The sequence below is a fragment of the Nocardioides sp. NPDC054178 genome (assembly GCF_055585005.1).
Window position 1 is genome coordinate 190128 of the sequence record NZ_JBVJKY010000003.1, and the last position, 26301, is coordinate 216428.

The 26301-nt window shown below is 70.4% G+C and carries 28 protein-coding genes; 24 read left to right on the forward strand and 4 right to left on the reverse strand.

Features of this window, described 5'->3' with window-relative positions:
• The first annotated feature begins 42 nt into the window (after positions 1–42).
• The 13 genes from ACZ6WN_RS13455 to ACZ6WN_RS13515 all read left to right on the forward strand — a co-directional run bounded on the left by ACZ6WN_RS13455 (position 43) and on the right by ACZ6WN_RS13515 (position 13525).
• Positions 43–1035 (forward strand): ABC transporter permease, encoded by a 993-nt coding sequence (locus tag ACZ6WN_RS13455; RefSeq protein ID WP_465865148.1) that lies wholly within the window; start codon positions 43–45, stop codon positions 1033–1035.
• Between the two features lie 50 nt (positions 1036–1085).
• Positions 1086–2417, forward strand: a complete 1332-nt coding sequence (locus ACZ6WN_RS13460) for a replication-associated recombination protein A (RefSeq protein ID WP_465865846.1) — start codon at positions 1086–1088, stop codon at positions 2415–2417.
• 12 nt (positions 2418–2429) lie between these two features.
• Entirely contained in the window at positions 2430–2993 is a 564-nt protein-coding gene (locus ACZ6WN_RS13465; RefSeq protein WP_465865149.1) for a hypothetical protein, read from the forward strand.
• Positions 2990–3304, forward strand: a complete 315-nt coding sequence (locus ACZ6WN_RS13470; RefSeq protein WP_465865150.1) for a DUF6167 family protein — start codon at positions 2990–2992, stop codon at positions 3302–3304. Before ACZ6WN_RS13465 ends, ACZ6WN_RS13470 begins: the two co-directional genes overlap by 4 nt.
• 8 nt (positions 3305–3312) lie before the next feature.
• Complete coding sequence (gene alaS, locus ACZ6WN_RS13475) at positions 3313–5997, forward strand: alanine--tRNA ligase (protein WP_465865848.1); 2685 nt, start codon at positions 3313–3315, stop codon at positions 5995–5997.
• On the forward strand, positions 5997–6467 hold the full coding sequence (ruvX, locus tag ACZ6WN_RS13480) for a Holliday junction resolvase RuvX (protein ID WP_045548824.1): 471 nt from the start codon (positions 5997–5999) through the stop codon (positions 6465–6467). Before alaS ends, ruvX begins: the two co-directional genes overlap by 1 nt.
• A gap of 176 nt (positions 6468–6643) precedes the next feature.
• A complete protein-coding gene (gene mltG / locus ACZ6WN_RS13485) occupies positions 6644–7954 on the forward strand; it encodes an endolytic transglycosylase MltG (RefSeq protein WP_465865151.1) in 1311 nt (436 codons plus the stop codon).
• A 13-nt stretch (positions 7955–7967) separates the two neighbouring features.
• Positions 7968–8816 carry a shikimate dehydrogenase gene (locus tag ACZ6WN_RS13490; protein ID WP_465865152.1) on the forward strand — a complete coding sequence of 283 codons (849 nt, stop codon included), beginning with the start codon at positions 7968–7970 and terminating at the stop codon, positions 8814–8816.
• The gene (locus ACZ6WN_RS13495) at positions 8813–9490 is read left to right on the forward strand and encodes a prepilin peptidase (protein WP_465865153.1); all 678 of its coding nucleotides are present in this window, start codon (positions 8813–8815) and stop codon (positions 9488–9490) included. The genes ACZ6WN_RS13490 and ACZ6WN_RS13495 overlap by 4 nt, the downstream gene beginning before the upstream one ends.
• Before the next feature lie 46 nt (positions 9491–9536).
• Positions 9537–10715, forward strand: a complete 1179-nt coding sequence (aroC, locus tag ACZ6WN_RS13500; RefSeq protein ID WP_465865154.1) for a chorismate synthase — start codon at positions 9537–9539, stop codon at positions 10713–10715.
• The gene (locus ACZ6WN_RS13505) at positions 10715–11230 is read left to right on the forward strand and encodes a shikimate kinase (RefSeq protein WP_465865155.1); all 516 of its coding nucleotides are present in this window, start codon (positions 10715–10717) and stop codon (positions 11228–11230) included. The genes aroC and ACZ6WN_RS13505 overlap by 1 nt, the downstream gene beginning before the upstream one ends.
• Positions 11231–11232: 2 nt before the next feature.
• On the forward strand, positions 11233–12330 hold the full coding sequence (gene aroB / locus ACZ6WN_RS13510) for a 3-dehydroquinate synthase (protein ID WP_465865156.1): 1098 nt from the start codon (positions 11233–11235) through the stop codon (positions 12328–12330).
• A 379-nt stretch (positions 12331–12709) separates the two neighbouring features.
• A complete protein-coding gene (locus ACZ6WN_RS13515) occupies positions 12710–13525 on the forward strand; it encodes a hypothetical protein (RefSeq protein ID WP_465865157.1) in 816 nt (271 codons plus the stop codon).
• On the opposite strand, the gene ACZ6WN_RS13520 is transcribed toward ACZ6WN_RS13515, so the two are convergent.
• The 4 genes from ACZ6WN_RS13520 to ACZ6WN_RS13535 form a co-directional block, all read right to left on the reverse strand.
• On the reverse strand, positions 13488–13949 hold the full coding sequence (locus tag ACZ6WN_RS13520; RefSeq protein ID WP_465865158.1) for a VOC family protein: 462 nt from the start codon (positions 13947–13949) through the stop codon (positions 13488–13490). The two genes, ACZ6WN_RS13515 and ACZ6WN_RS13520, sit on opposite strands and share 38 nt — an antisense overlap.
• 47 nt (positions 13950–13996) lie before the next feature.
• Positions 13997–14386, reverse strand: a complete 390-nt coding sequence (locus tag ACZ6WN_RS13525; protein ID WP_465865159.1) for a helix-turn-helix domain-containing protein — start codon at positions 14384–14386, stop codon at positions 13997–13999.
• A 63-nt stretch (positions 14387–14449) separates the two neighbouring features.
• Positions 14450–15607 (reverse strand): acyl-CoA dehydrogenase family protein, encoded by a 1158-nt coding sequence (locus ACZ6WN_RS13530; RefSeq protein ID WP_378910651.1) that lies wholly within the window; start codon positions 15605–15607, stop codon positions 14450–14452.
• Between the two features lie 35 nt (positions 15608–15642).
• Positions 15643–16248: a TetR/AcrR family transcriptional regulator gene (locus ACZ6WN_RS13535; protein ID WP_465865160.1), complete on the reverse strand. Its 606-nt coding sequence runs from the start codon at positions 16246–16248 to the stop codon at positions 15643–15645.
• A 150-nt stretch (positions 16249–16398) separates the two neighbouring features.
• Between ACZ6WN_RS13535 and ACZ6WN_RS13540 the strand changes: the two genes are divergently transcribed.
• The 11 genes from ACZ6WN_RS13540 (at position 16399) to ACZ6WN_RS13590 (ending at position 26139) form a co-directional block, all read left to right on the forward strand.
• A complete protein-coding gene (locus ACZ6WN_RS13540) occupies positions 16399–16851 on the forward strand; it encodes a type II 3-dehydroquinate dehydratase (RefSeq protein ID WP_465865161.1) in 453 nt (150 codons plus the stop codon).
• 149 nt (positions 16852–17000) lie between these two features.
• On the forward strand, positions 17001–17567 hold the full coding sequence (efp, locus tag ACZ6WN_RS13545; protein WP_160022946.1) for an elongation factor P: 567 nt from the start codon (positions 17001–17003) through the stop codon (positions 17565–17567).
• 3 nt (positions 17568–17570) lie between these two features.
• Positions 17571–17984, forward strand: a complete 414-nt coding sequence (nusB, locus tag ACZ6WN_RS13550; protein WP_465865162.1) for a transcription antitermination factor NusB — start codon at positions 17571–17573, stop codon at positions 17982–17984.
• A gap of 174 nt (positions 17985–18158) precedes the next feature.
• Positions 18159–19340, forward strand: coding sequence for a MinD/ParA family ATP-binding protein (locus tag ACZ6WN_RS13555; protein ID WP_465865163.1), 1182 nt, complete (start codon positions 18159–18161; stop codon positions 19338–19340).
• Between the two features lie 24 nt (positions 19341–19364).
• Entirely contained in the window at positions 19365–20375 is a 1011-nt protein-coding gene (locus ACZ6WN_RS13560; RefSeq protein WP_465865164.1) for an NADPH:quinone reductase, read from the forward strand.
• A 63-nt stretch (positions 20376–20438) separates the two neighbouring features.
• A complete protein-coding gene (pyrR, locus tag ACZ6WN_RS13565; protein WP_357339185.1) occupies positions 20439–21014 on the forward strand; it encodes a bifunctional pyr operon transcriptional regulator/uracil phosphoribosyltransferase PyrR in 576 nt (191 codons plus the stop codon).
• Entirely contained in the window at positions 21011–21952 is a 942-nt protein-coding gene (locus tag ACZ6WN_RS13570; protein ID WP_465865165.1) for an aspartate carbamoyltransferase catalytic subunit, read from the forward strand. Before pyrR ends, ACZ6WN_RS13570 begins: the two co-directional genes overlap by 4 nt.
• Positions 21949–23241 (forward strand): dihydroorotase, encoded by a 1293-nt coding sequence (locus ACZ6WN_RS13575; RefSeq protein WP_465865166.1) that lies wholly within the window; start codon positions 21949–21951, stop codon positions 23239–23241. Before ACZ6WN_RS13570 ends, ACZ6WN_RS13575 begins: the two co-directional genes overlap by 4 nt.
• A gap of 11 nt (positions 23242–23252) precedes the next feature.
• Positions 23253–24014, forward strand: coding sequence for a methyltransferase domain-containing protein (locus tag ACZ6WN_RS13580; protein WP_465865167.1), 762 nt, complete (start codon positions 23253–23255; stop codon positions 24012–24014).
• A gap of 10 nt (positions 24015–24024) precedes the next feature.
• Positions 24025–24375 (forward strand): DUF2200 domain-containing protein, encoded by a 351-nt coding sequence (locus tag ACZ6WN_RS13585; RefSeq protein ID WP_465865168.1) that lies wholly within the window; start codon positions 24025–24027, stop codon positions 24373–24375.
• A gap of 141 nt (positions 24376–24516) precedes the next feature.
• The gene (locus ACZ6WN_RS13590; protein ID WP_465865169.1) at positions 24517–26139 is read left to right on the forward strand and encodes an ABC-F family ATP-binding cassette domain-containing protein; all 1623 of its coding nucleotides are present in this window, start codon (positions 24517–24519) and stop codon (positions 26137–26139) included.
• Positions 26140–26301 lie beyond the last annotated feature (162 nt).

Genomic DNA, 26301 nt, shown 5'->3' on the forward strand with positions numbered 1-26301 from the left:
CCTGCCCGAGAACACCTTTCCAGGAAGCGAGACCTCCGTCCCATGATCGGTTTTGTCGTACGCCGGTTGATCTCGGCACTTCTCGTGCTGTTCGTGATCTCGGTGGCGGTCGTCGCGCTCTTCACCTATGGCCCGAGCGACCCGGCGGACGCGATGTGCCCGGAGCCCAAGTGCACCGCCGAGCGGCAGGACGCGATCCGGGAGGCGCTCAACCTGGACGCGCCGCTCCACGTCCAGTACGTCGAGTACATGTCCGGAATCGTCAACGGCCGCGAGATCGCGTTCGGCTCCGAGGCGTACGACTGCGACGCCCCGTGCTTCGGGGTCAGCTTCATCTACCGGGTCAACGTCTGGGACGACATCAAGGACCGGATCGGGCCGACGGTCTCGGTCGCGGTCGGGGCCGGCGTCACGATCCTGCTGATCGGCGTGCCGATCGGGATGTTTGCGGCCAGACGCCGGGGGACCTCGGCGGACAAGGCCGTCATCGGCGCGACGCTGGTGATCGAGTCGATCCCGTACTACCTGTTCGTCCTGCTCGCCTTCCTCTATCTCGCGGTCAGCGCCGGGATCTTCCCGCAGGAGGGCTACACGCCGCTGACCGACTCACCGCTGAAGTGGGCCTGGGGCCTGTTGCTGCCCTGGCTCGCGCTCGGCCTGGTGAACTCCTCCAAGTACGGCCGGTTCACCCGCGGGTCGATGATCGAGGCGTTCAACGAGGACTACGTCCGGACGGCGCGTGCCAAGGGTCTTCCGGAGCGCAGGATCGTCAACAAGCACGCGCTGCGGGCGGCCGTCGTGCCGATCGTGACGATCTTCGGCATCGACTTCGGAGCGCTGCTGACAGGCACCATCTTCACCGAGCTGATCTTCGGCATCCCCGGCCTCGGCCTCCGCGCGCTCAACGCCGTCAGCCAGAGCGACCTCCCGGTGATCGAGGCGACCACCCTGATCTCCGCCCTGATCATCGTCATCACCAACCTCCTGGTCGACCTCTTCTACAGCGTGCTCGACCCACGCGTACGCCTCACCTGAGTCCTGTCGGTGCCGGCCACTAGGGTTGGCGTGTGGACGGGTTGTTTGAGATGGGGGCTGCTACCGGCGCCTCGCGCGGCGGGTCGCTGAGCCACAGCGACCATGCGGCCGCGCCGCTGGCGGTGCGGATGCGGCCGCGTACGCTCGAGGAGCTGGTCGGGCAGAGCTCGCTGCGTGCTCCCGGCTCGCCGCTGCACCAGGTGGTGGAGGGCGGCCAGTCGCTCTCGCTGCTGCTGTGGGGGCCGCCGGGCACCGGGAAGACGACCATCGCCTCGATCGTGAGCCGCTCCACCGACCGGCGCTTCGTCGAGGTCTCCGCGGTCTCGGCCGGGGTCAAGGAGGTCCGCGCGGCGATCGACGCGGCCCGCGCCGAGCTGGTCGCGACCGGCAAGGAGACCGTCCTCTTCGTCGACGAGGTCCACCGGTTCAGCAAGGCGCAGCAGGACGCGCTGCTGCCGGGCGTGGAGAACCGCTGGGTCACGCTGGTCGCCGCGACCACGGAGAACCCCTTCTTCTCGGTGATCTCGCCGCTGCTGTCCCGCTCGCTGCTGCTGCGGCTGGAGTCGCTGACCGACGACGACATCCGAGGCGTGCTGGTGAAGGCGATCGAGGACGAGCGCGGCCTCGGTGGCTCGGTGACCATCTCCGAGGACGCGCTCGACCATCTCGTACGTCTCGCCGGCGGCGACGCCCGCCGGTCGCTGACCTACCTGGAGGCGGCCGCGGGCGCGGCGAGCGCCGGGGAGATCACGCTCGAGGCCGCCGAGCGGGCCGTGGACCAGGCGGCGGTGCGCTACGACCGGCAGGGCGACCAGCACTACGACGTGGTCAGCGCCTTCATCAAGTCGGTGCGCGGGTCGGACGCCGACGCCGCGCTGCACTACCTGGCGCGGATGATCGAGGCGGGGGAGGACCCCCGGTTCATCGCCCGCCGGCTGATGATCCTCGCCTCCGAGGACATCGGGCTGGCCGACTCCACGGCGCTGCAGACCGCGGTCGCCGCGGCCCAGACCGTGCAGCTGATCGGGATGCCGGAGGCCCAGCTCACCTTGGCGCACGCGACGATCGCGCTCGCCGTCGCGCCGAAGTCCAACGCGGTCACCAACGCCATCTTCGCCGCGCGCGCCGATGTCGCGGCCGGGAAGATCGGCAACGTCCCGCCCCACCTGCGCGACGCCCACTACGAGGGTGCGAAGAAGATCGGGCACGGCGAGGCGTACAAGTACGCGCACGACGAGCCGTTCGGCATCGCGACCCAGCAGTACGCACCCGACGCGGTCGCCGACGCGGAGTACTACCAGCCGACCACCCACGGAGCCGAGGCCGGAGTGAAGGAACGTTGGGAGCGTGTCCGGAAAATCGTGCGCGGACAGGATGGATAGGGTAGGCGCACCATGACGAACTCGAGCATGCCCGCGTGGGCGCTGGTCGCGACGCTGACCGCGGTGGGGGTCCTGGTCCTCATCTCGCTGGTCGCCGTGCTGCTCGCGCTCGGCATGCGTCGCCGCGCGCGGCGACGGCTCGAGGAGGCCGAGGCCAGCGAGGCCGAGCTGCGCGAGCGGCTGGAGGCGCTGGAGAAGCGGCTGGCGCAGCCAGATCCGACCACCCGGCGACGGCGCCGGGACGAGAAGGCTGCCGAGAAGGAGTACGTGATCACCTCCCTCGGGGACGACGGCGAGCCTGCCGAGGTGGAGCAGGTGGTGCAGCGTACGTTGACCGCACCGGCCTTCGCGGACGCGGTGTTCCGCGAGACCGTGGTGCACGGCGCCGCGCTGGTCCACGGGGTGCGGCGGGCGCTCTCGCCGGAGGTGCGGTTCAAGATCCGCTATGAGATGCACCGCGAGGTCAAGCGGGCACGCAAGGACCGGAAGAGCGAGATGCGCGAGGCGCTGCGCGAATACCGTGCGCGCCAGCGCGCGGCAGTTGACGAGGACGTACGTATGGAGGACTCCCGATGAGGGGCGCGATCTGGTTCGTGGTCGGTGCGGGTGCCGGCGTGTACGCGATGGTCAAGGGGCGTCGCGCCGCCGAGGCCTTCACCGCCGACGGCCTGCGCGACCGGGCCCAGGCACTCGGGGTCGGCGCGCGGATCTTCCGCGAGGAGCTGGCCACCGGCAAGGCCGAGAAGGAGCTCGAGCTGCGGGAGTGGATCGAGGCACGCACCGCAGGACCGAAACAGATTGGCGCCGCTGGTGCCGAGCAGCAGACACTTGGATTGACCGGGCCAACCGAGGACCCGAGGCAGAACACGGAAGGTAGTACCCCCTGATGGAGTGGTTGAGCACGGCGGAGATCCGCCGCCGTTTCACGGCGCATTTCGCCGAGAACACGAGTGTCGGCGAGCACACGGTGGTGCCCTCGGCATCGCTTCTGCTCGATGACCCCAACCTGCTCTTCGTCAACGCAGGCATGGTGCCCTTCAAGCCCTACTTCCTGGGACAGGCGACGCCGCCGTTCGACCGGGCGACCTCGGTGCAGAAGTGCATCCGTACCCCCGACATCGAAGAGGTGGGCAAGACCACCCGGCACGGCACCTTCTTCGAGATGTGCGGCAACTTCTCCTTCGGCGACTACTTCAAGGAGGGCGCGATCACGCTCGCCTGGGAGCTGGTCACCAAGTCGGTCGCCGACGGCGGCTTCGGCTTCGACGAGTCGGCCCTCTACCCGTCCGTGCTCAACGGCGACGAGGAGGCGGTTGCGCTCTGGAAGAAGATCTCCGGCCTGCCCGACGACCGCATCGTCCGGCTGCCCCCGAGCGAGAACTACTGGTCGATGGGCGTGCCCGGGCCGGGTGGTCCGTGCTCGGAGATCCTGATCGACCGCGGCCCTGAGTTCGGCGCCGACCGTGACTGGGACGCCGGCGACCGCTACCTGGAGTTCTGGAACCTCGTCTTCATGCAGGACAACGTCGTCGCGGCGCGGTCCAAGTACGACGTCGACATCGACGGCGCGCTGCCGCAGAAGAGCATCGACACCGGCCTCGGCCTCGAGCGTGTCGCCTATCTGATGCAGGGCAAGGCGAACATGTACGAGACCGACGTCGTCTTCCCCGTCATCGAGAAGGCGATGGAGCTGACCGGGAAGAAGTACGGCGCCTCCTACGAGGACGACGTCCGCTTCCGCGTGGTCGCCGACCACGTGCGCTCCTCGCTGATGCTGATCAGCGACGGCGTCACCCCCGGCAACGAGGGCCGCGGCTACGTCCTGCGCCGGCTGATGCGCCGCGCGATCCGCAACATGCGCCTGCTGGGCTACGAGGACCCGGCGATGCCCGAGCTGCTGCCGGTCTCCCGCGACAAGATGGGGGAGACCTACACCGACCTGCACACCGGCTGGGACCGCATCAAGCGGGTCGCCGACGCCGAGGAGGAGGCCTTCCGCAAGACCCTCGCGGCCGGCACCCAGATCTTCGACCTGGCCGCGACCGAGGTGAAGTCGAGCGGCTCCACCACGTTCACCGGTGCCAAGGCGTTCCAGCTCCACGACACGTACGGCTTCCCGATCGACCTGACCCTCGAGATGGCCGCCGAGGCGGGCCTCGAGGTCGACGAGCCGGGCTTCCGCGGCCTGATGACCGAGCAGCGTGAGCGGGCCAAGGCCGACGCGCGCGCCAAGAAGGGTCAGCACGCCGACCTGTCGGTCTACCGCGGCATCCTCGATGCCAACGGTCCGACCGACTGGCAGGCCTACACGACCCTCGACACCGAGTCGAAGCCGATCGCCCTCCTCAAGGAGGGCAAGCCGGTCGACGTGCTCGGCCCCGAGGACATCGGTGAGATCATCCTGGACCGCACCCCGTTCTACGCCGAGTCCGGTGGTCAGTCCGCCGACGCCGGCATCATCGAGTTCGACGGCGGCCGGCTCGAGGTCGTCGACGTGCAGCGGCCCGTCAAGGGCTTGGTCGTCCACCAGGTCCGGGTCGTCGACGGCGAGTTCTCCGCCCGCGGCGCCGGCGAGTCGCTCGTGCACGCCCAGGTCGACCCCGAGTGGCGTCTCGGCGCCCGCCAGGCCCACTCGGGCACCCACGTCGTGCACGCGGCGCTGCGTGAGGTGCTCGGCCCGACCGCGCTGCAGTCGGGCTCGTTCAACCGCCCCGGCTACCTGCGTCTCGACTACGGCTGGACCAAGGGCCTGACGCCTGCGCAGATGCACGAGATCGAGGAGGTCTCCAACAACGCGCTGCGGGCCGACCTGCCGGTCTCCTGGGACTACATGACGCTCTCCGAGGCCAAGGAGTGGGGCGCGATCGCGCTCTTCGGCGAGACCTACGACGACACCAAGGTGCGGGTCGTGGAGATCGGCGGTCCCTGGTCGCGCGAGCTGTGCGGTGGCACCCACGTGGACCACTCCTCCCAGGTCGGCACGATCGTGGTCACCTCGGAGGCCTCGGTCGGCTCCGGCAACCGGCGCATCGAGGCCTACACGGGCGTCGAGGGGTTCAACTACCTCGCCCGCGAGCGCGACGTCGTCTCCGAGCTCAACCTGCTGCTGAAGTCGAAGTCCGACGACGTCGTCGGCAGGGTCTCCGACCTGATGGAGCGGCTCAAGGCCGCCGAGAAGGAGATCGCCCGGGCGCGTACGGCACAGCTGCTCGCCTCCGGTGGCTCGATCGCGGCCTCCGCGGTCGACGTCAACGGCGTCCAGCTCGTCGCCCAGCGGGTCCCGGGTGTGGGCGGCGGCGACGCGCGCACGCTCGCCCAGGACGTGCGCTCCCGGCTCGGTGAGGCTCCGGCGGCTGTCGTGCTCTTCGGTGACGCCGACGACAAGGTGGCGGTCGTGGCCGCGGTCAACCCCTCCGGCATCGCCCGGGGCGTCAAGGCCGGTGACCTGATCAAGGAGCTCGCTCCGATCGTCGGCGGTCGCGGTGGCGGCAAGCCCGACTTCGCCCAGGGTGGTGGCACCGAGGTCGGCCGGATCGACGAGGCCGTCGCCAAGGTGAAGTCCCTGGTGGCCGGAGCCTGATGCGGCACGGCGTACGCCTCGGGCTCGATCCTGGCGACGCCCGGATCGGCGTCGCCAGGAGTGACCCCACGGGTTTCCTGGCGACGCCGCTGGAGACGGTCAAGAAGGGCCGCGGCGACCTCGCCCGGCTCCAGGCGATCGTCGCCGAGATCGCTGAGGAGTCGACGATGCTCGAGGTGGTCGTCGGGCTGCCCCGGTCCCTCAAGGGAGGGGAGAACCCGGCGACTGCTAAGGTCCGGGACTTCGCCGCGTCCTTGGCGCGGCGAGTGGCTCCGGTCCCGGTTCGCCTCGTCGACGAACGACTCACCACAGTTTCCGCGGAGGCTATGCTCCGAGACCGAGGTCGCAAGGGCCAGGACCGCCGAGCCGTGGTGGACATGGCCGCGGCGGTTGTGATCCTGCAACACGCATTGGACAGTGAGCGCGCTTCGGGGGCCGCGCCTGGAGAGATCGTTGAGGTCGGTCATTGAGTGAGCGCTACTACCCCCCGGACCCACGCGACCCGCGTCGCTCCGGCCAGGGGTCATACGGTCGCGATCCGCGCGGTGGCCACCCGCCACGGCAGCAGCCTCCGCAGGATCCCCGGGACCCGCGCCGGATGCCGCCGCAGATGCCCGGTCAGATGCCCGGTCAGATGCCGGGCCAGATGCCTCCGCAGCAGCCGGGACAGCCGGGTCGGCGCCAGGGCCCTCGTCCGGTGCCCGGCGCCGGCGGACCCCCGCCGGGCTACGGCCGCCAGGAGCCCCCGCAGCAGCGGCAGCCCGGCTACGGCGGGCCGACCTACCAGCAGCAGCCGGCCTTCTTCGAGGGCGGTCGACCCGACCACGATCCCTACTTCGACGAGGAGCCGCCCAAGCGCAGACGACGCTTCGGTGGCTGTCTGGCCGTGCTGGTGGCGATGGCGGTGGTCCTCGGTGGCTTCTACGTCGTGGGCGACCGGGCCATCGACTACGTCAAGGACATGGTCGCGCCGCCGGCCGACTATCCCGGACCCGGCACCGACCCGGTCTCCTTCGAGGTGCACGAGGGTGACTCGGTCTCCGCCGTCGGCCGCAACCTGAAGGAGATCGGCGTGGTGGAGTCGGTCGATGCCTTCATCGACGCGGCCAACACCGAGGGTCTGACCGTCCAGGTCGGCTTCTACCCGCTGAAGAAGCAGATGAAAGCCGCCGACGTCGTCGAGATCCTCGCCAACCCGGAGAACATCGACACGGTCAACGTCACCATCACCGAAGGGTCGCGCGCCAAGGCGATCTACAAGGTGCTCGCCGAGAAGACCGGGCAGAAGCCGGCCGAGTTCAAGAAGGCCGCCCAGGACACCGAGGCGATCGGTCTGCCCGACTACGCCAAGGGCAACGTCGAGGGTTACCTGTTCCCGGCGACGTACGCCTTCCCGCCCGACGCGACGCCGACCGAGATGCTGGCGATGATGGTCGACCGGTGGGAGCAGGCCCTGGGCGACAACGACATCGAGGCGCGCGCCAAGCAGCTGAAGTGCGGCGGCGGCAAGGCGTGCACGCCCGAGCAGATCATGACCGTGGCCTCGCTCGTCGAGGCCGAGGGCCGCGGTGACGACATGGCCAAGATCGCCCGGGTGATCTACAACCGGGTCGAGAACCCCGGCACCGCCGGCCAGGCGGGCTTCCTGCAGATCGACGCGACGGTCAACTATGCGCTCGGGAAGTCCGGAAGCACCGAGCTCGGTGGCGTCGACGTGCAGTCCGTCGACTCGCCCTACAACACCTACACCAACAAGGGTCTGCCCCCGGGGCCGATCGGTGCGCCGGGTGACGACGCGATCCAGGCCGCGCTCAACCCGGCCGAGGGCGACTGGTACTACTACGTGACCGTCAACCTGAAGACCGGTGAGACGAAGTTCGCCAAGAGCTACGACCAGTTCCTGAAGTTCAAGGCGGAGTACAAGGACTACTGCGCCAACGAGTCCAAGAGCTGCTGAGGAAGAGACCAGAGTGAAGTGTGCTGTCCTGGGTGACCCGATCGGTCACTCGCTCTCCCCGATCCTCCACCAGGCCGCGTACGCCGAGCTGGAGATGTCCGACTGGTCCTACACGTCCACCCGCGTGGAGGCCGGTGGGCTGGCGAAGTACGTCGCCGACCTCGGTGGTGACTGGCCGCCGAGCCGGTGGCGTGGGCTGTCGGTGACGATGCCGCTCAAGCGGGAGGCGTACGAGCTGGCGCGGTCGATGTCGCCGCGGGCTCGGCTCGTCGGGGCGGTCAACACGCTGGTGCGCTCCTCGCACGGCTGGGTGGGGGACAACACCGATCTGCCCGGTGCCGTCGCGGCGATCCGGGAGCGCGCCGGTGACGGCTTCGCCTGCTCGCACGGTGCCGTCCTCGGCGCCGGCGCCACGGCCGCCTCGACCGGCCTCGCGCTCGCCGAGCTGGGTGCCTCCCGGATCACGCTGCTGGCCCGCAACCCGGGCGCGGCGGGGGAGACGATCGAGATGATCTCGCGTCACCCGGGCAAGCCGGTGGTCTCGGTGCTTCCGCTGGGTTCGGCGGTCGACGGCGTCGACACGGTCGTCTCCACGGTTCCGGCGAAGGCCCAGACCCCGGAGCTCATCGACCGCTGGGCGCCGACGCCGGTCGTCTTCGACGTGGTCTACGACCCGTGGCCCTCGCCGCTGCTCTCGGTGGCGCCCGGTGTCGCGGTGAGCGGTCTGGACCTGCTCGTGCACCAGGCGGTGCTGCAGTTCGAGCTCTTCACCGGCCGGCCCGCGCCTCTCGAGGCGATGCGGGCGGCGGGGGAGAAGGCGCTGGGCATCAGGGAGTCCAGTATGGAGCCGTCACCGGCATGAGTCCCGCGGCGGTCGTGCTGGTGAGTGCGGCCGTCGCCGGTCTGCTCGCGCTCGGCGTGCCCGCGCTGCTTCGCCGGCTCCCCGAGCCGGTCGACGATCCGCCGGCGGTGTCCTATGCGACGCTGGCCGGACGGTGGCCGCTGCTGCCTCTCGCGGTGGTCGTCTCCGCTGTGCTCGCCGGGCTGCTCGCCTGGCGGGTGGAGCCCTCGCGGCTGATGGTGGCGCTGGTGCCGCTCACCCCCGTGTTCGTGCTGCTCGCCTACGTCGACTGGCGCGTCCAGCGGCTGCCGAAGGTGCCGATCCTGGTAGCGACCGCGGTGGGCGTCGGGCTGCTCTGCGCCGAGTGGCTCTGGACGCGGGAGACCGCGACGGCCCTCGCCGCCCTTGCCGGGCTGGTGATCGCCCGCTCGGTCTTCTGGCTGCTGTGGCGGCTGGTGCCGCACGCGATGGGCTTCGGGGACGTGCGCCTCGCGGCGCTCGTCGGCCTGGTCCTCGGGCGCCTCGGCTGGGAGCAGCTGGCCCTCGGCCTGTGGGCCGGGCTGGCGATCTTCGGTGTCTGGGGCATCGGTCGTGCCCTCGCGCAACGCTCGCGCACGGCGATGCGTGAGCCGTTGGCGTACGGGCCGTTCATGATTCTGGGCATGCTCGTCGGTGTGCTCGCCGTCTCGCTTTGAGGCCGGGTGCACGAGGTTGCGTGAGCGGGATGAAAGACTGACTCCCATGTTGCGTTGGCTCACTGCGGGCGAGTCCCATGGTCCGTCCCTGACGGCCGTGATGGAGGGTCTGCCCGCCCACGTCCGGATCACCTCTGACGACATCGCTGATGCCCTGGCCCGGCGCCGGCTCGGCTATGGCCGCGGTGCCCGGATGAAGTTCGAGAAGGACCAGGTGCGGATCACCGGCGGCGTACGCCACGGGGAGTCGCAGGGCGGTCCCGTCGCGATCGAGGTCGGCAACACCGAGTGGCCCAAGTGGGAGACCGTGATGTCCTCCGACCCGGTCGACCCCGACGTGCTGGCCGGCCAGGCCCGCAACGCGCCGCTGACCCGGCCGCGGCCCGGCCACGCCGACCTGGTCGGGATGCAGAAGTACGACTTCGACGACGCCCGCCCGATCCTGGAGCGTGCCTCGGCCCGCGAGACCGCGGCCCGGGTCGCGCTCGGCGCCGTCGCCTCGGCCTTCCTCGAGCAGGCGCTCGGCGTCCGCCTGGTCTCCCACGTCCTGGAGATCGGCGGCGTCCGTACGCCGGGCCGCGAGGTCCCCGCGCCCGAGGATGTCTCCCGGCTCGACGAGGACCCGGTGCGGGTGCTCGACCCCGACGGCTCCAAGCAGATGGTCGCCCGGATCGACGAGGCCCACAAGGACGGCGACACCCTCGGCGGCGTCGTCGAGGTCGTCGTCCACGGGCTGCCGCCGGGCCTCGGGTCCCACGTCCACTGGGACCGGCGCCTCGACGCGCGCCTGGCCGGTGCGCTGATGGGCATCCAGGCGATCAAGGGTGTCGAGGTCGGCGACGGGTTCGAGCTCGCCGCGACCCCCGGCTCCAAGGCCCACGACGAGATCGTCCCCTCCGCCGACGGCATCCGGCGCGCCTCCGGGCGCTCCGGCGGCACCGAGGGCGGCATGTCGACCGGCGAGATCCTGCGCGTACGCGCCGCGATGAAGCCGATCGCGACCGTGCCCCGCGCGCTGCGCACCGTCGACGTCGCCACCGGCGAGGAGGCCGTCGCGCACCACCAGCGCTCCGACGTCTGCGCGGTGCCCGCCGCCGGTGTCGTCGCCGAGGCGATGGTCGCGCTCGTGCTGGCCGAGGCCGCGCTGGAGAAGTTCGGTGGCGACTCGGTCGCCGAGACGGCCCGCAACGCGAAGGCCTACCTCGAGAACCTGAGGTACTCCTGATGTCCGCAGTGGTGCTGGTCGGCCCGATGGGCGCCGGGAAGTCGACGGTCGGGGCGCTGCTCGCCTCGCGGCTCGGGGTCGCCCTGCGCGACACCGACGAGGACATCGCGGCGGCGGCCGGCAAGAGCGTGCAGGACATCTTCGTCGACGAGGGCGAGGCCCACTTCCGTGCGGTCGAGGCCGACGCCGTCGCCGCCGCGCTCGCCGAGCACGACGGCGTGGTCTCCCTCGGGGGCGGCGCCGTCCTGGCCGACCGGACCCAGATCCTGCTCAAGGAGCACACCGTCGTCTACCTGCGGGTCGGCGTCGCGGACGCGGTCAAGCGGGTCGGCCTCGGCTCGGGCCGCCCGATGCTGCTCGGCAACGTACGCGGCCGCATCAAGACGCTCCTGGAGGAGCGCGCCCCGATCTATGAGTCGGTCGCGACGCTGGTCGTCGACACCGACAGCCGCTCGGCCGCCGACGTCGCCGACGAGCTCGCCACCGCCCTCACCGCGCTGAACACCACGGAGTAGAAGTGACCGGAACCGTCATCAGGGTCGAGAGCGCCGCGGCGTACGACGTCGTCATCGGCTCCGGCCTCGCCGACCGACTCCAGGGGCTCCTGGGCGAGAGCGTCGAGCGGGTGGCGTTCCTCTACGCCGCCGAGCTGGCCGAGTACGCCGAGCCGGTGCTCGAGGAGCTGCTCAAGCACTACGACGTGCTCGGGCTCGGGCTGCCCAGCGGCGAGGACCAGAAGACCGTCGCGGTCGCCAACGACTGCTGGGAGGCGCTGGGGGAGCGGGGCTTCACCCGCTCCGACGCCGTCGTCACCTTCGGTGGCGGCGCCACCACGGATCTGGGTGGGTTCGTCGCGGCCGGCTGGCTGCGCGGCGTACGCGTCGTGCACGTGCCCACCACGGTGCTCGCCATGGTCGATGCCGCGGTCGGCGGCAAGACCGGCGTCAACACCGGTGCCGGGAAGAACCTCGTCGGCGCGTTCCACGAGCCCGCCGGCGTGCTGTGCGACCTCGCGCTGCTCGCGACGCTGCCGGAGGCTGACCTGATCGCCGGCCTCGGTGAGGTCGTCAAGTGCGGCTTCATCGCCGACCCCGAGATCCTGCGTCTGGTCGAGGAGACTGACAAGATCACCGCCTCCTCGCCGGTTCTCGCCGAGCTGATCGAGCGCGCGATCCGGGTCAAGGCCGAGGTCGTCGCCGCCGACCTGAAGGAGACCGGCGGGACCGACGGCCACCCCGGCCGCGAGACCCTCAACTACGGCCACACCCTCGCCCACGCGCTCGAGAAGCACTCCGGCTTCTCGATCCGCCACGGTGACGCGGTCGCCGTCGGCTGCGTGTACGCCGCCGAGCTCGCCCGCCTCGCCGGCGTCCTCTCCGACGACGTCGCCGCCCGCCACGCGCCGACCTTCGCGAAGGTCGGCCTCCCGACCACCGTCAAGGAGCTCGGCGTCGAGGCCGGCTTCGACGACCTCATCGGCGCCATGCGGGTCGACAAGAAGGCCCGCGGCTCCGTCCTCCGCTTCCTCGTCCTCCACGACCTCGCCGTCCCGCGCATCCTCACCGGGCCCTCCGAGGAGCAGCTGCGCGAGGCGTACGCGGTCGTCGGCGGATAGCGCGGGCTCGATCGTTGCTCGGCGCGAGACCGAAGACGGTCCCGTCGGGCGCGGCCGGCGAACGTTTCGGTCGCGACGCTGGCACCTGCTGACGCGAGCAGGGCTCGACCAGCGGGATGAAGCGATGGCGTCGGCTACACCAGTGGACCGGACCTTGCGAACGTTTCGCAAGGTCCGGTCCACTGGTGTAGCCGCTGGCGAGCCGAGAGATCGAACGGATCGGTGCGCAGCGGCGATCGATGTCCCCTAGGGTTCGCGCATGACTCCGCAGCCCGCCGCCCCGCCTGGAGCTCGTACGGGGATCCCGGTCCCTGTCGTCATCGCCGCGATCACGGTCTTCATCACCTCGGGCCTCGGGCTACCGTTCAAGCTGATTCCGGTGATGCTGCTCGGCGCGGAACCCGGGATCGACCCCGTCGTCGATGAGGCCAGCCTCGCGACGGTGATGGTCGTGGTGGTTGCTCGCAGCGTCGTCGAGGTCGTTGCTGCGGCGTTGCTGCTACGCCGTTCGGCGGCAGCTCGAGCCGTCCTGACCGCCGCGTGCATGGCTGGCTTTGTCGTGACGTTCCTTTCGCTGTCTCCCGACATGTACGGGCTCGGGGGAGTCGTCCTTCCGACGATGATCTCGGTGGCCGTGATCGTGCTGGTCCACCTGCCTGGGGTGAACCGTTGGCTGGAGCCGACGCCGGGGAACGCTCGCGAGCCGTGCTGCCCTCCGCAGGTCACGGTCGGTGCCTCGATAGCGCTGGCTTGGTCGCTCCCGCTCCTGGTCGTGTCGATCTTCATCGTCGCCAGGTTGGACTGGTCCTACAAGGCGGCGCAGCCGTGGTTCGAGCCGCTCTTCCCGTTCCTCATCGGCGGCGACATCGCGCTGCTCCTTGGCCTCGAGATGGTCGCGCTCTCCTTGCCAGCCTTCGTTGCCGCACTGGCGTCGTTCCGGCGGGTGGGGTTCGCGCCTGCGCTGCTGGTGTTGTCCGCCGCTGTCGCCATCGGTTACGTGCGCCACGCTGCCGGATCCGTGTTGCCGTCAGACCCGCTCGTCGCGACCGTCCTCGGGATGGTGGCGCTGGCCGCGCTGGCCTCGGTCGTGCTGCTTCACTCGCGCCCGGTCCTGGAGTGGTTCTCCGGTGGATCGAACGCACCCGCGGAGGATCGGCTCACTTCCCCGACCAGCGAGCGATGTCCTCGTCCGTGACCTCGACCGGGCCCTCGACACGCTCGGTGACCCGGATGTGGTTGCCGAAGGGATCGCGCAGCGCGCAGTCGATGCCGTAGGGCTGCCGGACGGGCTCCTGGGTGAACTCGACCCCCTTGGCGGAGAGCTCCTCATAGAGCTTGTCGCAGTCGTCGGTGTTGAAGATGACGACCGCGCCCATCGCGCCCTTGGTGACCAGGTCGCGCAGCTGGGCGGCGGTCTCGGCGCTGTGGGCGGGGGAGCCGCCGGGCACCTCGAGCAGCAGCTGGTGGTCGGGGTCGCCGGGGAGGTGGACGGTGAGCCAGCGCATGAAGCCCATGTCGACGTCGCTGCCGACCTCGAGGCCGAGCGTGCCGACGTAGAAGTCGAGCGCCTCGTCCTGGTCGAGCACATAGATCCCGGTGATGTTGATGTTGGTCAGCATGCGACCAGTCTGCGTGCCGCGGAATCCGTACGCTTCTCCAAAACTGCTCAGCTCGCCGGCCGCATCCAGGCGCGGGCCACGCACCCGGGCACGGCCGGGCTATCCGCACGGGCGCGGTAGTCGCTGGGCGAGGCGCCGACGATGTCGCGGAACGTACGGCTGAAGGTGCCGAGGCTGGAGAAGCCGACCCTCAGGGCGACGTCGGTGACCGGGGTGGCGGTGTCGCGCAGCAGCGCCATCGACCGCTCGATCCGGCGCCGCTGCAGGTAGCGGTGCGGCGTCTCCCCGAAGACCGCCTTGAACCGGCGGCTGAAGTGCGCCGGCGAGACATGCGCGACCCGGGCGATCGCCGCGACGTCCAGCGGCTCGGCGTAGTGCCGGTCCATGACATCACGAGCCCGCAGCAGGCGACGGTTCTCGTCCTCGCGCGGCGTCATGTGCCCGAGCGTATGCCGAGTCGGCTCGTCATGACGAGCCGACTCGGCTAGGGGTCTAGCAGGTCACAGACCCATGTCCTTGGCGATGATGAGCTTCATGACCTCGGAGGTGCCGCCGTAGATGCGGTTGACGCGGTTGTCGGCGTAGAGGCGGGCGATGGGGTACTCGTTCATGTAGCCGTACCCGCCGTGGAGCTGGAGGCAGCGGTCGATGACGCGGTGGGCGACCTCGGTGCAGAACAGCTTGGCCGAGGCGGCCTCGGCGGCGGTCAGGGTGCCGGCGTCCTCGGCCTCGATGGCGCGGTCGACCACGGCCTCGGCGGCGTCGACCTCGGCCTTGCACGCGGCCAGCTCGAACTTGGTGTTCTGGAAGGAGGCGACGGCGGTGCCGAAGACCTTGCGGTCATGGACGTACGCCTTGGCGAACTCGACGGCGGCAGCGGCCTGGGCGTAGGCGCCGACGGCGATGCCGAGGCGCTCGACCGGGAGGTTCTGGCCGAGGTAGGAGAAGCCCTTGCCGACCTCGCCGAGGACGTCCTCGACCGGGACCTGGACGTCGGTGAAGGAGAGCTCGGCGGTGTCGGAGACCTTGAGGCCGAGCTTGTCGAGCTTGCGGCCGACCTCGTAGCCCGGCAGCGACGTGTCCACGGCGAGCAGGGTGATCCCGCCACGGCGGTCCTCGGGGGTGGCCGGCGCGGTGCGGGCACAGACGATCACCCGGTCGGCGTTGACGCCGCCGGTGATGAAGGTCTTGGCGCCGTTGAGGACGTAGTGCTTGCCGTCCTCGGTGAGCTTGGCGTTGGTGGTCATGCCCGCGAGGTCGGAGCCGGTGCCGGGCTCGGTCATCGCGATCGCCCACATCTCCTCGCCGGAGACGAAGCCGGGCATCCAGCGCTCCATCTGCTCCTTGGTGCCGAGCTTGAGCAGGTAGGGCAGGCAGAGCCCGACGTGGGTGCTCGAGCCGCCGAAGGAGACCCCGGCGCGGGCGAGCTCCTCGGTGATGACGGCGGAGTACTTGAACGACTCGATGCCGGCGCCGCCGTACTCCTCGGGCACCTGGATGCCCCACACGCCGAGCTCACCGAGCTTGAGGTAGAAGTCGTGGGGGACGATCCCGGCCTCGTACCACTCGTCGTAGACGGGGGTGACCTCCTTCTCGATGAACGAGCGGATGGTCTCGCGGAAGGACTGGTGGTCCTCGGTGTAGATGGTGCGGCGCATGACGGTGCTATCTCCTCGGGTGCTTCTCGTAGGGGTCAGGGGCGGGCGCCGACCACGCGCACGGCGAGGTCGGCGTAGAAGTCGGCGAGGGCCTCGGGTGTCCAGGAGCCGTCGTCGCGGTACCACCGGGCCAGGTCGATGCCGAGCGAGAGCAGGGCGGTGGCGGCCTTGGCGGGGTCGGGGGTGTCGAAGTCGCCGCTGCGTACGCCTTCTTCGACGACCTCACGCATGACGGTGTCGATGGCGCGGCGCAGCCCGGCGATCTCCTTGAAGTGCTCCTCGGTCAGCGCCGCGAGCTCGTAGTTGATGACGCGGGCCATCGTGTGGGAGCGGGCGTGGAAGAGCACATAGGTGCGTACGGCCGCGGCGACCCGCTCGGCGGGCGTGGCGTCGGCGCGGGCCGCGTCGGTGACCGCCTCGAGGATCACCTCGTGGCCCCGCACCGCGATCGCGTGCAGGAGCTCCTCCTTGGAGCGGTGGTGGACGTAGACCGCGGCCGGGCTCAGTCCGGCCGCCGTGGCGATGTCACGGGTGCTGGTGCCGTGGAACCCCTTGGCGGAGAAGGCCTGGACCGCCGCGTCGAGCAGACGGGCACGGCTGCGGTCGCCGCGCGCCTGGGTGCTGGTGCGGAGCTCGTTCATCGGCTCTCCTCGTTGCGGAGTCTCGGGGTCGGAGTCTCCTGGTGGTCGAATCCAGTGTCGCACAATATAAGTGACCGCTTAGATTGGGACCGCGGTCACCCGTGTCGAGACACACCGGAGACGGCCCGGAGCCCATGACAGGATGACCGGGTGAGCAAGAAGCTGCAGCCGGTCCTGGTCCTCAACGGCCCCAACCTCGGACGTCTCGGGAAGCGCCAGCCCGAGATCTACGGGCACACCACCCATGACGAGCTCGCCGCGATGTGCGTCGACTGGGGCCATGCGCTCGGCTTCGCCGTGGACGTACGTCAGACCAACCACGAGGGCGACATGGTCGACTGGCTCAACGCCGCCGCCGACAAGGACATCCCGGTCGTGCTCAACGCCGCCGCCTGGACCCACTACTCCTACGCCATCTACGACGCCTGCGCGCAGCTGACCGCGCCGCTGGTCGAGGTGCACATCTCCGAGCCCCTCGAGCGGCCCGAGGTCTTCCGGCACACCAGCGTCATCACCCCCCACGCGACCGCGGTCGTGGCGGGCAAGGGCATCGACGGCTACCACGAGGCACTCTCGGTCATCGCCGCCGAGGTCGGCGGGTGAGCCATCGGTCCAGCACGCCGGTGGCGTGACGGATTGGGTCGGCGTACGTCTGGTTGACTAGGATTCTCCGTGGCCCTCGGGCCCTGCGAACATTGACAACGAGGCCTGCATCGCTGCAGGACGACAGAGACGAAGGCTGACAGACGGTTATGGCGACGACGAACGACCTCAAGAACGGCATGGTGCTGAAGATCGAGGGCCAGCTCTGGCAGGTGGTCGAGTTCCAGCACGTGAAGCCGGGCAAGGGTCCGGCCTTCGTCCGCACCAAGCTGAAGAACGTCGAGTCGGGCAAGAACGTCGACAAGACCTTCAACGCCGGCACCAAGGTCGAGACCGCCACGGTGGACCGCCGCTCGTTCCAGTACCTCTACAACGACGGCAGCAACTTCGTCTTCATGGACGTCGCGGACTTCGACCAGGTCGAGGTCGGCCCGGAGATCATCGGCGACAGCGCCGGGTTCCTCCTGGAGAACCAGGAAGTCATCCTGGCCACCAACGAGGGCCGCGTGCTCTTCGTCGAGCTCCCGCCCTCGGTCGAGCTCGTGATCTCCTACACCGAGCCCGGTGTCATGGGTGACTCGGCCACCGGCCGCACCAAGCCCGCCACCCTGGAGACCGGCGCCGAGATCCAGGTGCCGCTCTTCATCGAGCAGGGCGAGAAGATCAAGGTCGACACCCGCGAGGGCGGTTCCTACCTCTCCCGCGTCAAGGGCTGACCTGTGGCTCACGTCGCCACCGCCCGCACCAAGGCCCGTAAGCGCGCGCTCGACCTGCTCTTCGCCGCCGAGGCCCGTGGACTCTCCGCCGGTGATCTGCTCGACCAGCAGATCCGGGAGGGTGAGGTGCCCAACAACCCGTTCACGGTCAAGCTCGTCCGTGGCGTGGTCGCAGAGTCGGAGCGGATCGACGCCCTGATCTCGGCCTTCGCCAAGGACTGGACCCTGACCCGGATGCCCGCGGTCGACCGCAACGTGCTCCGGATCGGAGTCTGGGAGCTCCTCGACGGCGACGTCGCCGCCGAGGTCGCGATCAGCGAGGCGACCGCCCTGGTGACCGAGCTGTCGACCGACGACTCGCCGTCCTTCGTCAACGGCGTGCTCGCCGCGGTCGCGAAGGACCTCGCCAAGGCCTGATCGGCATGAGACGTACGCCTGTCCGGGATCGCTCCGGGCAGGCGTGATGTCATTTCAGGGTGCGCCACGACGCGTGTGTTTTCCGGTTATCGACGATTGCTTCGGTCGGGACCGTATGTTTGGACCCAAGGCTGTGATGGAGGCCGTAAACCAGCACCCGCATTCGGAGAGCGCATGACGCAGGAGAACAACCCCTACGACGAGCCGGACTCGCGCACCCGGCCGGCCGGCACCCCCTCGCACTGGGTGACACCGCCCCCGCCGAACACGGCGGGACGGCCGGCGCCGCCGCCCACCCAGCCCCGCCCGGACCCGAGTCAGGAGGCGACTCGCATCACCCACCCACAGGTCACCACGACGCCCGCACCGCCCGCTCCGGTGGCGGTGACGCCGCCACCCCCGAGCATCCACGGGCAGGAGGTCCCCAGCGCGACCGACTTCCTCGACCGGCGCGCGGAGTCGGCCGGGTTCGGCCCCGCGACCTGGGGCTGGCGAGGCGCGATCCGCAAGATGTCCGGCGGGCTGATCAGCCCGAAGATGGGGCAGGCCGAGGTCGCCTACGAGCAGGACCGGGCGATGATCCAGCGCGACTTCGACGGCCCGCGCACGATCGTCTTCATCAACCCCAAGGGCGGCGCCGCCAAGACCACCGGCGTGCTCGCGGCGGGCTACACCTTCGGCACCGTGCGCGGTGGCGGAATCGTGGCCTGGGACAACAACGAGACCCGCGGCACCCTCGGCATCCGTGGCATGCGGAGCACCCACCGCAACACCACCCGCGAGCTGCTCGACAACCTGGCCGCGTTCAACAACGTCCACCAGTCGCGCATCGGTGACCTGGGTGCGTTCGTACGCTCCCAGGGCGATGCCCACTTCGACGTGCTCGCCTCCGACGAGCGTCCCGATGTCACCGGCCAGATCCACGCCGACGACTTCGCGCAGGTGCACCAGCTGCTGGAGCGCTTCTACAAGGTCATCCTGGTCGACACCGGCAACAACATGCGCGCCGAGAACTGGCTGGCCGCCGCCGACACCGCCGACCTGCTCGTGGTCACCTCGACGGTGCGCGAGGACACCGGCTACAGCGGCCTGTGGATGCTCGACGCGCTCCAGGAGTCGGGCTACGCCGACCTCAAGCTGAAGACGATCACGGTGCTCTCCGACCCGTCCCCGAAGGTCGACACCAACCTGGCCCGTGATCTGACCGAGGTCTACCAGCAGCGCACCCGCGGGGTCTACCGGGTCCCGTTCGACCCGGTGCTCGTCGCCGGGTCGACGGTGCAGTACTCCCAGCTCTCGGAGGACACCAGGATGTCGTGGCTCAAGGCCTGTGCCGGGATGGCGCACGCGCTGTAGCGACCGAGCGGTAGCGTCGTGGGCATGCGTGCAGTCGTCTACTCCGAGAACGGTCCCTCCTCCACCATGCGCCTGACCGATCGCCCGGTGCCGAAGCCCGGCCCGGGCGAGGTCCTGGTCAGGCTGGTGCGGGCGGGGGTCAACCCCACCGACTGGAAGGTACGCGCGGGCCTGAGCGCGACCCTCGCGACTCCTGAGGCGACCCCGGGCCAGGACGGCGCGGGCGTGGTCGAGGCGATCGGCGAGAGGGTCAGCACCCACGTCGTCGGTCAGCCGGTCTGGCTCTACATGGCCCAGCACGGGCAGCCGTGGGGCACCGCGGCGGAGTACGTCACCGTCCCGGCCCACAAGGCCGTCGAGCTGCCCGCGGGCGCCTCCTACGACCTCGGCGCCTCGCTCGGGGTCCCGGCGATGACCGCCCACCGCGCGCTCACCTCGGGGACGGTGGAGCGCGTCGCGCCCGGGTCGTTCGACGGCCTGACCATCCTGGTCCAGGGCGGTGCCGGAGCGGTCGGCAACGCCGCGATCCAGCTCGCCGTGTGGGCGGGGGCGAAGGTGATCACCACGATCAGCTCGGCGGAGAAGGCGGGGCTGGCGAAGGCGGCCGGGGCGCACCACGTCGTCAACTACCGCGAGGGCGACCCGGCCGCGGCCATCCGGGAGATCGCGCCCGACGGCGTCGACCAGATCGTCGAGGTCGCCCCTGCGGTCAACAACGACCTCGACCGAGCGGTCATCGCCCAACGCGGCACGATCGCGATCTACGCCAACAACGGCGGCGACGAGCTCACCATGCCGCTGCGCGCGACCTTCTCGCTCAACCTGCGCTACCAGTTCATCCAGCTCTACGGCGTCGAGGAGGCGCAGATCCGGGCCGCGGCCGAGGACGTCACCGCCGCCGTGGCGGCGGGGGCGCTGCGCGTGGGCCAGGAGGCCGGCGTACCCCTTCACCACTACCAGCTGGAGGAGACCGCCGCCGCGCATGACGCGGTCGAGGCGGGTGCGGTCGGGAAAGTGCTGATCGACCTGGAGTGAGGATAGGGTTGGGCTGATCCTTTAACGAGCCGTCCCGTGAGGCGGAGAAGGAGACCACCACCCTTGTCTGATGTTGACCGTGAGCCCTCGACCGATGGTCGTGTCGTGCTCGATGCCCGTGACATCTCCCGGGCGCTGACCCGGATCTCCCACGAGATCCTGGAGCGCAACCGCGACGCGGAGGACCTGGTGCTGCTGGGTCTGCACACCCGCGGGGTGCCGCTGGCCAAGCGGATCGCCGCGCGGATCGAGGCGGCCGAGGGTCACCCGGTGGCCCACGGCGCGCTCGACGTGACGATGTACCGCGACGACCTGCGCACCCATCCGACCCGCGCGCCGCACCACACCGAGATCCCGCCGGGTGGCATCGACGGCAAGACCGTCGTGCTGGTCGACGACGTGCTCTTCTCGGGCCGCACCGTCCGCGCCGCGCTCGACGCCCTGGCCGACTACGGCCGCCCCGCCGTCGTACGGCTGGCCGTGCTCGTCGACCGTGGCCACCGGCAGCTGCCGATCCGCGCCGACCACGTCGGCAAGAACCTCCCGACGGCCCGCTCCGAACGGGTCGGTCTGCGCCTGGAGGAGACCGACGGCATCGACGAGGTACGCATCGTGGAGCTCGAGGGGGTTCCGGCATGACGAGGCATCTGCTGTCCATCGACGACGTCAGCGCCGAGGAGATCCAGCGGCTCTTCGCGACCGCCGCCGAGATGCACGACGTCCAGAAGCGCGAGGTCAAGAAGCTCCCGGCGCTGCGCGGGCGCACGGTGATCAACCTCTTCTTCGAGGACTCCACCCGCACCCGGTCCTCCTTCGAGATCGCGGGCAAGTGGCTCTCGGCCGACGTGATCAACCTGTCGGCGAAGGGCTCCTCGACCTCGAAGGGCGAGTCGCTGCGCGACACCGTGCTGACCGTGACCGCGATGGGCGTCGACGGCCTGGTGATGCGTCACTCGGCCTCCGGCGCGGCCCATCAGGTCGCGGGCTGGCTCGACATCCCCGTGATCAACGCCGGCGACGGGATGCACGAGCACCCGACCCAGGCCCTGCTCGACGGCTACACGCTCCAGCGTCAGCTCGGCGGGCCCGGATCCCTGGAGGGCAAGCGGATCGCGATCGTCGGCGACCTGACCCACTCCCGGGTGTTCCGGTCCAACGTGAAGTCGCTGAGCAAGCTCGGCGCCTCCGTGGTCGCCGTCGCTCCGCCCACGCTGATGCCCTCGGGCATCGCCGAGTGGGCCAAGGCCGACGGCTTCGCCACCTCCTACTCGCTCGACGAGGTGCTGCCGGAGGCCGACGCGGTGATGATGCTGCGCGTCCAGCGGGAGCGGATGAGCGGCGGCTACTTCCCGACCTCGAGGGAGTACACCGTCGGCTACGGGCTCACCCGTCAGCGGCTCGGCATGCTGCGTGAGGGCGCGCCGATCCTGCACCCCGGGCCGATGAACCGTGGCCTGGAGATCTCTCCCGAGGCCGCCGACGCCGCCTCCTCCCGGATCCTCGACCAGGTCTCGGCCGGGGTCGCGATCCGGATGTCCGTCCTCTACCACCTGCTTGCCGGCGAGGAGTCCGCATGAGCCTGTTGATCAAGGGAGTCTCCGTCCTCGGGGCCGAGCCGACCGATGTGTACGTCGACGGGGGAGTGATTCGGGAGATCGTCGCGTCCTCCTCCGCATCCGCGGACGAGGTGGTCGACGCCTCCGGCCTCGTGCTGCTGCCGGGGCTGGTCGACCTGCACACCCACCTGCGCCAGCCGGGCCGCGAGGACGCCGAGACGGTCGCCTCCGGTGCGGCGGCCGCTGCTGCCGGCGGCTACACCGCCGTCCTGGCGATGGCCAACACCTCCCCGGTCACCGACACCGCCGAGGCCGCGGTCTCGGTGTGGGAGTTCGGCCGCGAGGCAGGGCTGGCCGACGTGTTCCCGGTCGGTGCGGTGACCAAGGGCCTGGGCGGCGAGGAGCTGGCCGAGCTCGCGTTGATGAACCGATCGCGCGCAGGTGTCACGGTCTTCTCCGACGACGGCCGCTGCGTCTCCGACCCGCGCGTGATGCGGCGGGCGCTGGAGTACGTCAAGGCCTTCGGCGGCGTGATCTCCCAGCACTCCCAGGACCCCTCGCTCGCGCCCTACGGGTCGGCCTGCTGCCACGAGGGTGAGCTGTCGGGGCGGCTCGGTCTGCCCGGCTGGCCAGGAGTCGCCGAGGAGGTCATCGTCGCCCGCGACGTGATGCTCGCCCGGCACACCGGCTCGCGCGTCCACGTCGCCCACGCCTCCACCGCCGGCACCGTCGAGGTGCTGCGCTGGGCGAAGGCGCAGGCGGAGAAGGACGGCAGCTGGGCGGTCACCGCGGAGGTCACTCCCCACCACCTGCTGCTGACCACCGACCTGCTCTCCGGCTACGACCCGACCTTCAAGGTCAACCCGCCGCTGCGCCCCGCCGAGGACGTCGAGGCGCTGCGTGCGGCGCTGGCCGACGGCACCATCGACGCGGTCGCCACCGACCACGCCCCGCACGCGCGCCAGGACAAGGAGCACGCCTTCGTCGACGCGGCCTTCGGGATGCTCGGGCTCGAGGAGGCGCTCTCGGTCGTCTCGACCGTCATGGTCTCCTCCGGGCTGCTCGACTGGGCTGGTGTCGCCCGGGTCATGTCCACCACCCCGGCCCGGATCGCCGGTCTCGAGGGTCACGGCCGCCCGATCGCGGTCGGTGAGCCGGCCAACCTGGCCCTGGTCGACCCGGCCGCGACCTACGTCGTGGATCGCGACCGCTCGCTCTCGCTCTCCCGCAACAACCCCTGGCACGACCGCAAGCTCACCGGTCGCGTCGTCTCCACCTACCTGCGCGGGAAGCAGACCTACGCCGGTTAGGCTCCATCGCCGTGACCGACGTCTTCCCCGACAAGCTCGCGCAGTGGCGCACCTACACCACGACGCCGTGGGGCCGGATCCGCTACACGGTGGTCGAGGAGATCCTGCGGCGCCAGTGCGCGGAGCTGGGAGAGGGTCTGAGGATCCTCGACGTCGGCGGCGGGGACGGGATGGACGCGCTGCCGCTGGCCCTGGCCGGCCACGACGTCACCATCCTCGACCCCTCCGAGTCCTGGCTGGCCGAGGCGAAAGGGCGGGCGGCGGAGGCAGGCGCATCGTTGACGGCGCTCGTCGGCGGTGTCGAGAACCTGCCCGCGGGTGAGTGGGACCTCGTGCTGTACCACTTCGTGCTCCAGTACCGGCCGGCCGAGGCCGGAGACGTACGCCGCCTGGCCGCGGCCCTCCGCCCGGGCGGACGGTTGTCGGTGATGGTCCCCAACCCGGCGAGCATGGTGCTGCGCCAGCTGGTCACGGGCGGCCCCGAGGCCGCGCTCACCGAGCTGCGCGCGGACACCAAGCGGGCCGTGACCTTCGGCCATGACGTACGCAAGATCCCGATGGCCGACCTGGAGGCCGAGCTCGCCGCCGCGGGCCTGCGGCTCACCGGCCGCTTCGGCACCAGGATCGCCAACGACCTGCTCACCGATGACGTCGCCAAGGGCGACCCTGCCTACTTCGACCGTCTCCTGGAGCTCGAACGAGCCCTGTGCGACCAGGAGCCGTTCGTCCGGGTCGCCGGGATGTACCAGCTCGTCGCGGAACGGCCAGGTTAGGCTCGGGAGCGTGGATAACCTCGAGCGCGTCTACAAGATGCCCTTCGGCTCCGTCTACCCGCACTATGTGACCAAGGTGGAGAAGAAGGGCCGCACCACGGCCGAGCTGCACCAGGTGATCACCTGGCTGACGGGTTTCGACGACGACGCGATCGCCAAGCACATCGAGGCGGGGACGAGCTTCGAGGAGTTCTTCGCCGCGGCCGACCTCAACCCCAGCTCGGAGCTGATCACCGGTGTGGTCTGCGGCGTGCGCGTCCAGGAGATCGAGGACCCGGTCATGCGCCAGGTGCGCTACCTCGACAAGCTCGTCGACGAGCTGGCCAAGGGCAAGGCCATGGAGAAGATCCTGCGGGCGTAGTCGTGTTCGGTTAATCGGTTGGACGGCGCAGCCGCCGGCCGCGTACGCTGTTCTCATCATGAAGATCTCGCGCTGACCTCCGACCCGCGCCCGAGGCATCTGCCCGGCGGGTCGTCCTCGAACCCGAAGGCCAGCGCTCGCATGTCATCTTCCATCGTTTCCGGACCGATCCTCGTCCGCGACCTCTCCGTCTCCTTCCGCAGCGGCTCCGTCCTCGCCGGGATCGACCTCACCGTCTCCCCGGGCGAGCGGATCGCGCTCGTGGGGGAGAACGGTGCCGGCAAGTCCACGTTGCTCCGCGCTATCGCACGCCGGCTTCCGCCTACCGCCCAACGCACGGGCGTGGTCGAGGCGCCGGACGACCTCGTCTGGCTGCCGCAGGAGCCGCCGTTCCGCGATGCCGCGAGCATCGAGGACGTGCTCGCCACCACCCTGCGCCCGCTGCGTGAGGCCGTCACGACGGTCGAGACGCTCGCCGACCGTCTCGACGACCCCGAGGTCGCCGAGACGTACGCGAGCGCCCTCGACTTCGCGGTGGCCCACGACGCGTGGGACGCCGACAGGCGGGCCATCCTGGCCGCCGAGCGGCTCGGCCTCAGCGGCCTGGACCGGGAGCGTCCGATCAGCACGCTCTCCGGCGGGCAGCGGACCAGGCTGGCGCTGGCGACCGCGATCACCCGGCGTCCCGACGCGCTGCTGCTCGACGAGCCGACCAACCACCTCGACGACGAGGCGGTCGCGGTGCTGGGGGAGTTCCTGCGCGACCTCCCCGGTGTCGTCCTGATGGCCTCCCATGACCGGGTCTTCCTCGACGAGGTCGCCACCGGGCTCTTCGACCTGGACCCGACCGCCTTCGGCACCGACGGTGCCGGCGGCCGGCTCTTCGGTGGTGGCTGGAGCGACTACGAGGAGGCGCGGCGGGCCGCTCGCGAGCGGTGGGAGCAGACCTACGCCGAGCAGCAGGACGAGCTCAAGCGTCTGCGCACCGCGACCAGGATCGGCAACGACGCGATCGCCCACAACCGCGGCCCGACCGACAACGACAAGTTCATCTACAAGTTCAAGGGCAGCAACGTCGAGCGCACCGTCGCGCGCCGCAAGAAGGACGCCAACCGGCGGCTGGAGGAGGCCGAGGAGACGCAGGTACGCAAGCCACCGCCGCCGCTGCGGCTCAACGCCGCGCTCTCGACCGCCGGCGCGAGCGGGCGAATGGTCGTCGTACGCGACCTGGTGGTCGAGGAGCGGGTCAGCCTGCCCGTTCTGGACGTCATGGCGGGGGAGCACCTGCTGATCACCGGACCCAACGGCAGCGGCAAGTCCACGCTGCTCGGGGTGATCTCGGGCCGGGTGAAACCGACCACGGGGGAGGTGCAGGTCAGTGCTCGGCATGTCGAGGAGCTCACCCAGGACCCCCAGTTCGGGGACCTGCGCCGCAAGGTCGCGGACGTCTACCTGGAGTCGGTGGGGGAGGCGCTGGCGGCCCAGGCGCCGCTACGGGACCTGGGTCTGGTCCATCCGCGCGACCTGAACCGGCCCGTCGGTGCGCTGAGCGTCGGCCAGCGTCGTCGGCTGGATCTGGCGATCGCCATCGCCACCGGTCCTGACCTGCTGCTTCTCGATGAGCCCACCAACCACATCTCGCTCACCCTGGCAGGCGAGCTGGAGGAGGCGATCGGAGCCACTGCGGGCACCATCGTCGTCGCCTCCCATGATCGCTGGCTACGACGGCGCTGGTCGGGTCCGGAGCACCGCCTCGTGCCCTGAGGTTTCACCGGCGGGCCAGTTGCGGGCGAAACCCTGTGGATGAGCAGCGTTGTCCACAGGCGCCGAGATCGTCGTTGTCCTCCTCGACGGGCCATGGTGCCGTTGACCCATGACCGACAAGATTCCGTACGCTCCAGTCCTCCGCACCCAGGCCGACGTCGA

What these genes read in the sequence shown, in the direction of transcription:
- ACZ6WN_RS13465 (WP_465865149.1), top strand. Translation starts at nt 2,430, where the DNA reads ATGACGAACTCGAGCATGCCCGCGTGGGCGCTGGTCGCGACGCTGACC.
- aroC (WP_465865154.1), top strand. Translation starts at nt 9,537, where the DNA reads ATGTTGCGTTGGCTCACTGCGGGCGAGTCCCATGGTCCGTCCCTGACG.
- ACZ6WN_RS13505 (WP_465865155.1), top strand. Translation starts at nt 10,715, where the DNA reads ATGTCCGCAGTGGTGCTGGTCGGCCCGATGGGCGCCGGGAAGTCGACG.
- ACZ6WN_RS13455 (WP_465865148.1), top strand. Translation starts at nt 43, where the DNA reads ATGATCGGTTTTGTCGTACGCCGGTTGATCTCGGCACTTCTCGTGCTG.
- ACZ6WN_RS13570 (WP_465865165.1), top strand. Translation starts at nt 21,011, where the DNA reads ATGACGAGGCATCTGCTGTCCATCGACGACGTCAGCGCCGAGGAGATC.
- ACZ6WN_RS13560 (WP_465865164.1), top strand. Translation starts at nt 19,365, where the DNA reads ATGCGTGCAGTCGTCTACTCCGAGAACGGTCCCTCCTCCACCATGCGC.
- ACZ6WN_RS13520 (WP_465865158.1), bottom strand. Translation starts at nt 13,949, where the DNA reads ATGCTGACCAACATCAACATCACCGGGATCTATGTGCTCGACCAGGAC.
- ACZ6WN_RS13535 (WP_465865160.1), bottom strand. Translation starts at nt 16,248, where the DNA reads ATGAACGAGCTCCGCACCAGCACCCAGGCGCGCGGCGACCGCAGCCGT.
- efp (WP_160022946.1), top strand. Translation starts at nt 17,001, where the DNA reads ATGGCGACGACGAACGACCTCAAGAACGGCATGGTGCTGAAGATCGAG.
- ruvX (WP_045548824.1), top strand. Translation starts at nt 5,997, where the DNA reads ATGCGGCACGGCGTACGCCTCGGGCTCGATCCTGGCGACGCCCGGATC.
- mltG (WP_465865151.1), top strand. Translation starts at nt 6,644, where the DNA reads ATGCCTCCGCAGCAGCCGGGACAGCCGGGTCGGCGCCAGGGCCCTCGT.
- ACZ6WN_RS13495 (WP_465865153.1), top strand. Translation starts at nt 8,813, where the DNA reads ATGAGTCCCGCGGCGGTCGTGCTGGTGAGTGCGGCCGTCGCCGGTCTG.
- ACZ6WN_RS13575 (WP_465865166.1), top strand. Translation starts at nt 21,949, where the DNA reads ATGAGCCTGTTGATCAAGGGAGTCTCCGTCCTCGGGGCCGAGCCGACC.
- ACZ6WN_RS13555 (WP_465865163.1), top strand. Translation starts at nt 18,159, where the DNA reads ATGACGCAGGAGAACAACCCCTACGACGAGCCGGACTCGCGCACCCGG.
- ACZ6WN_RS13460 (WP_465865846.1), top strand. Translation starts at nt 1,086, where the DNA reads ATGGGGGCTGCTACCGGCGCCTCGCGCGGCGGGTCGCTGAGCCACAGC.
- ACZ6WN_RS13470 (WP_465865150.1), top strand. Translation starts at nt 2,990, where the DNA reads ATGAGGGGCGCGATCTGGTTCGTGGTCGGTGCGGGTGCCGGCGTGTAC.
- ACZ6WN_RS13590 (WP_465865169.1), top strand. Translation starts at nt 24,517, where the DNA reads ATGTCATCTTCCATCGTTTCCGGACCGATCCTCGTCCGCGACCTCTCC.
- ACZ6WN_RS13530 (WP_378910651.1), bottom strand. Translation starts at nt 15,607, where the DNA reads ATGCGCCGCACCATCTACACCGAGGACCACCAGTCCTTCCGCGAGACC.
- ACZ6WN_RS13525 (WP_465865159.1), bottom strand. Translation starts at nt 14,386, where the DNA reads ATGACGCCGCGCGAGGACGAGAACCGTCGCCTGCTGCGGGCTCGTGAT.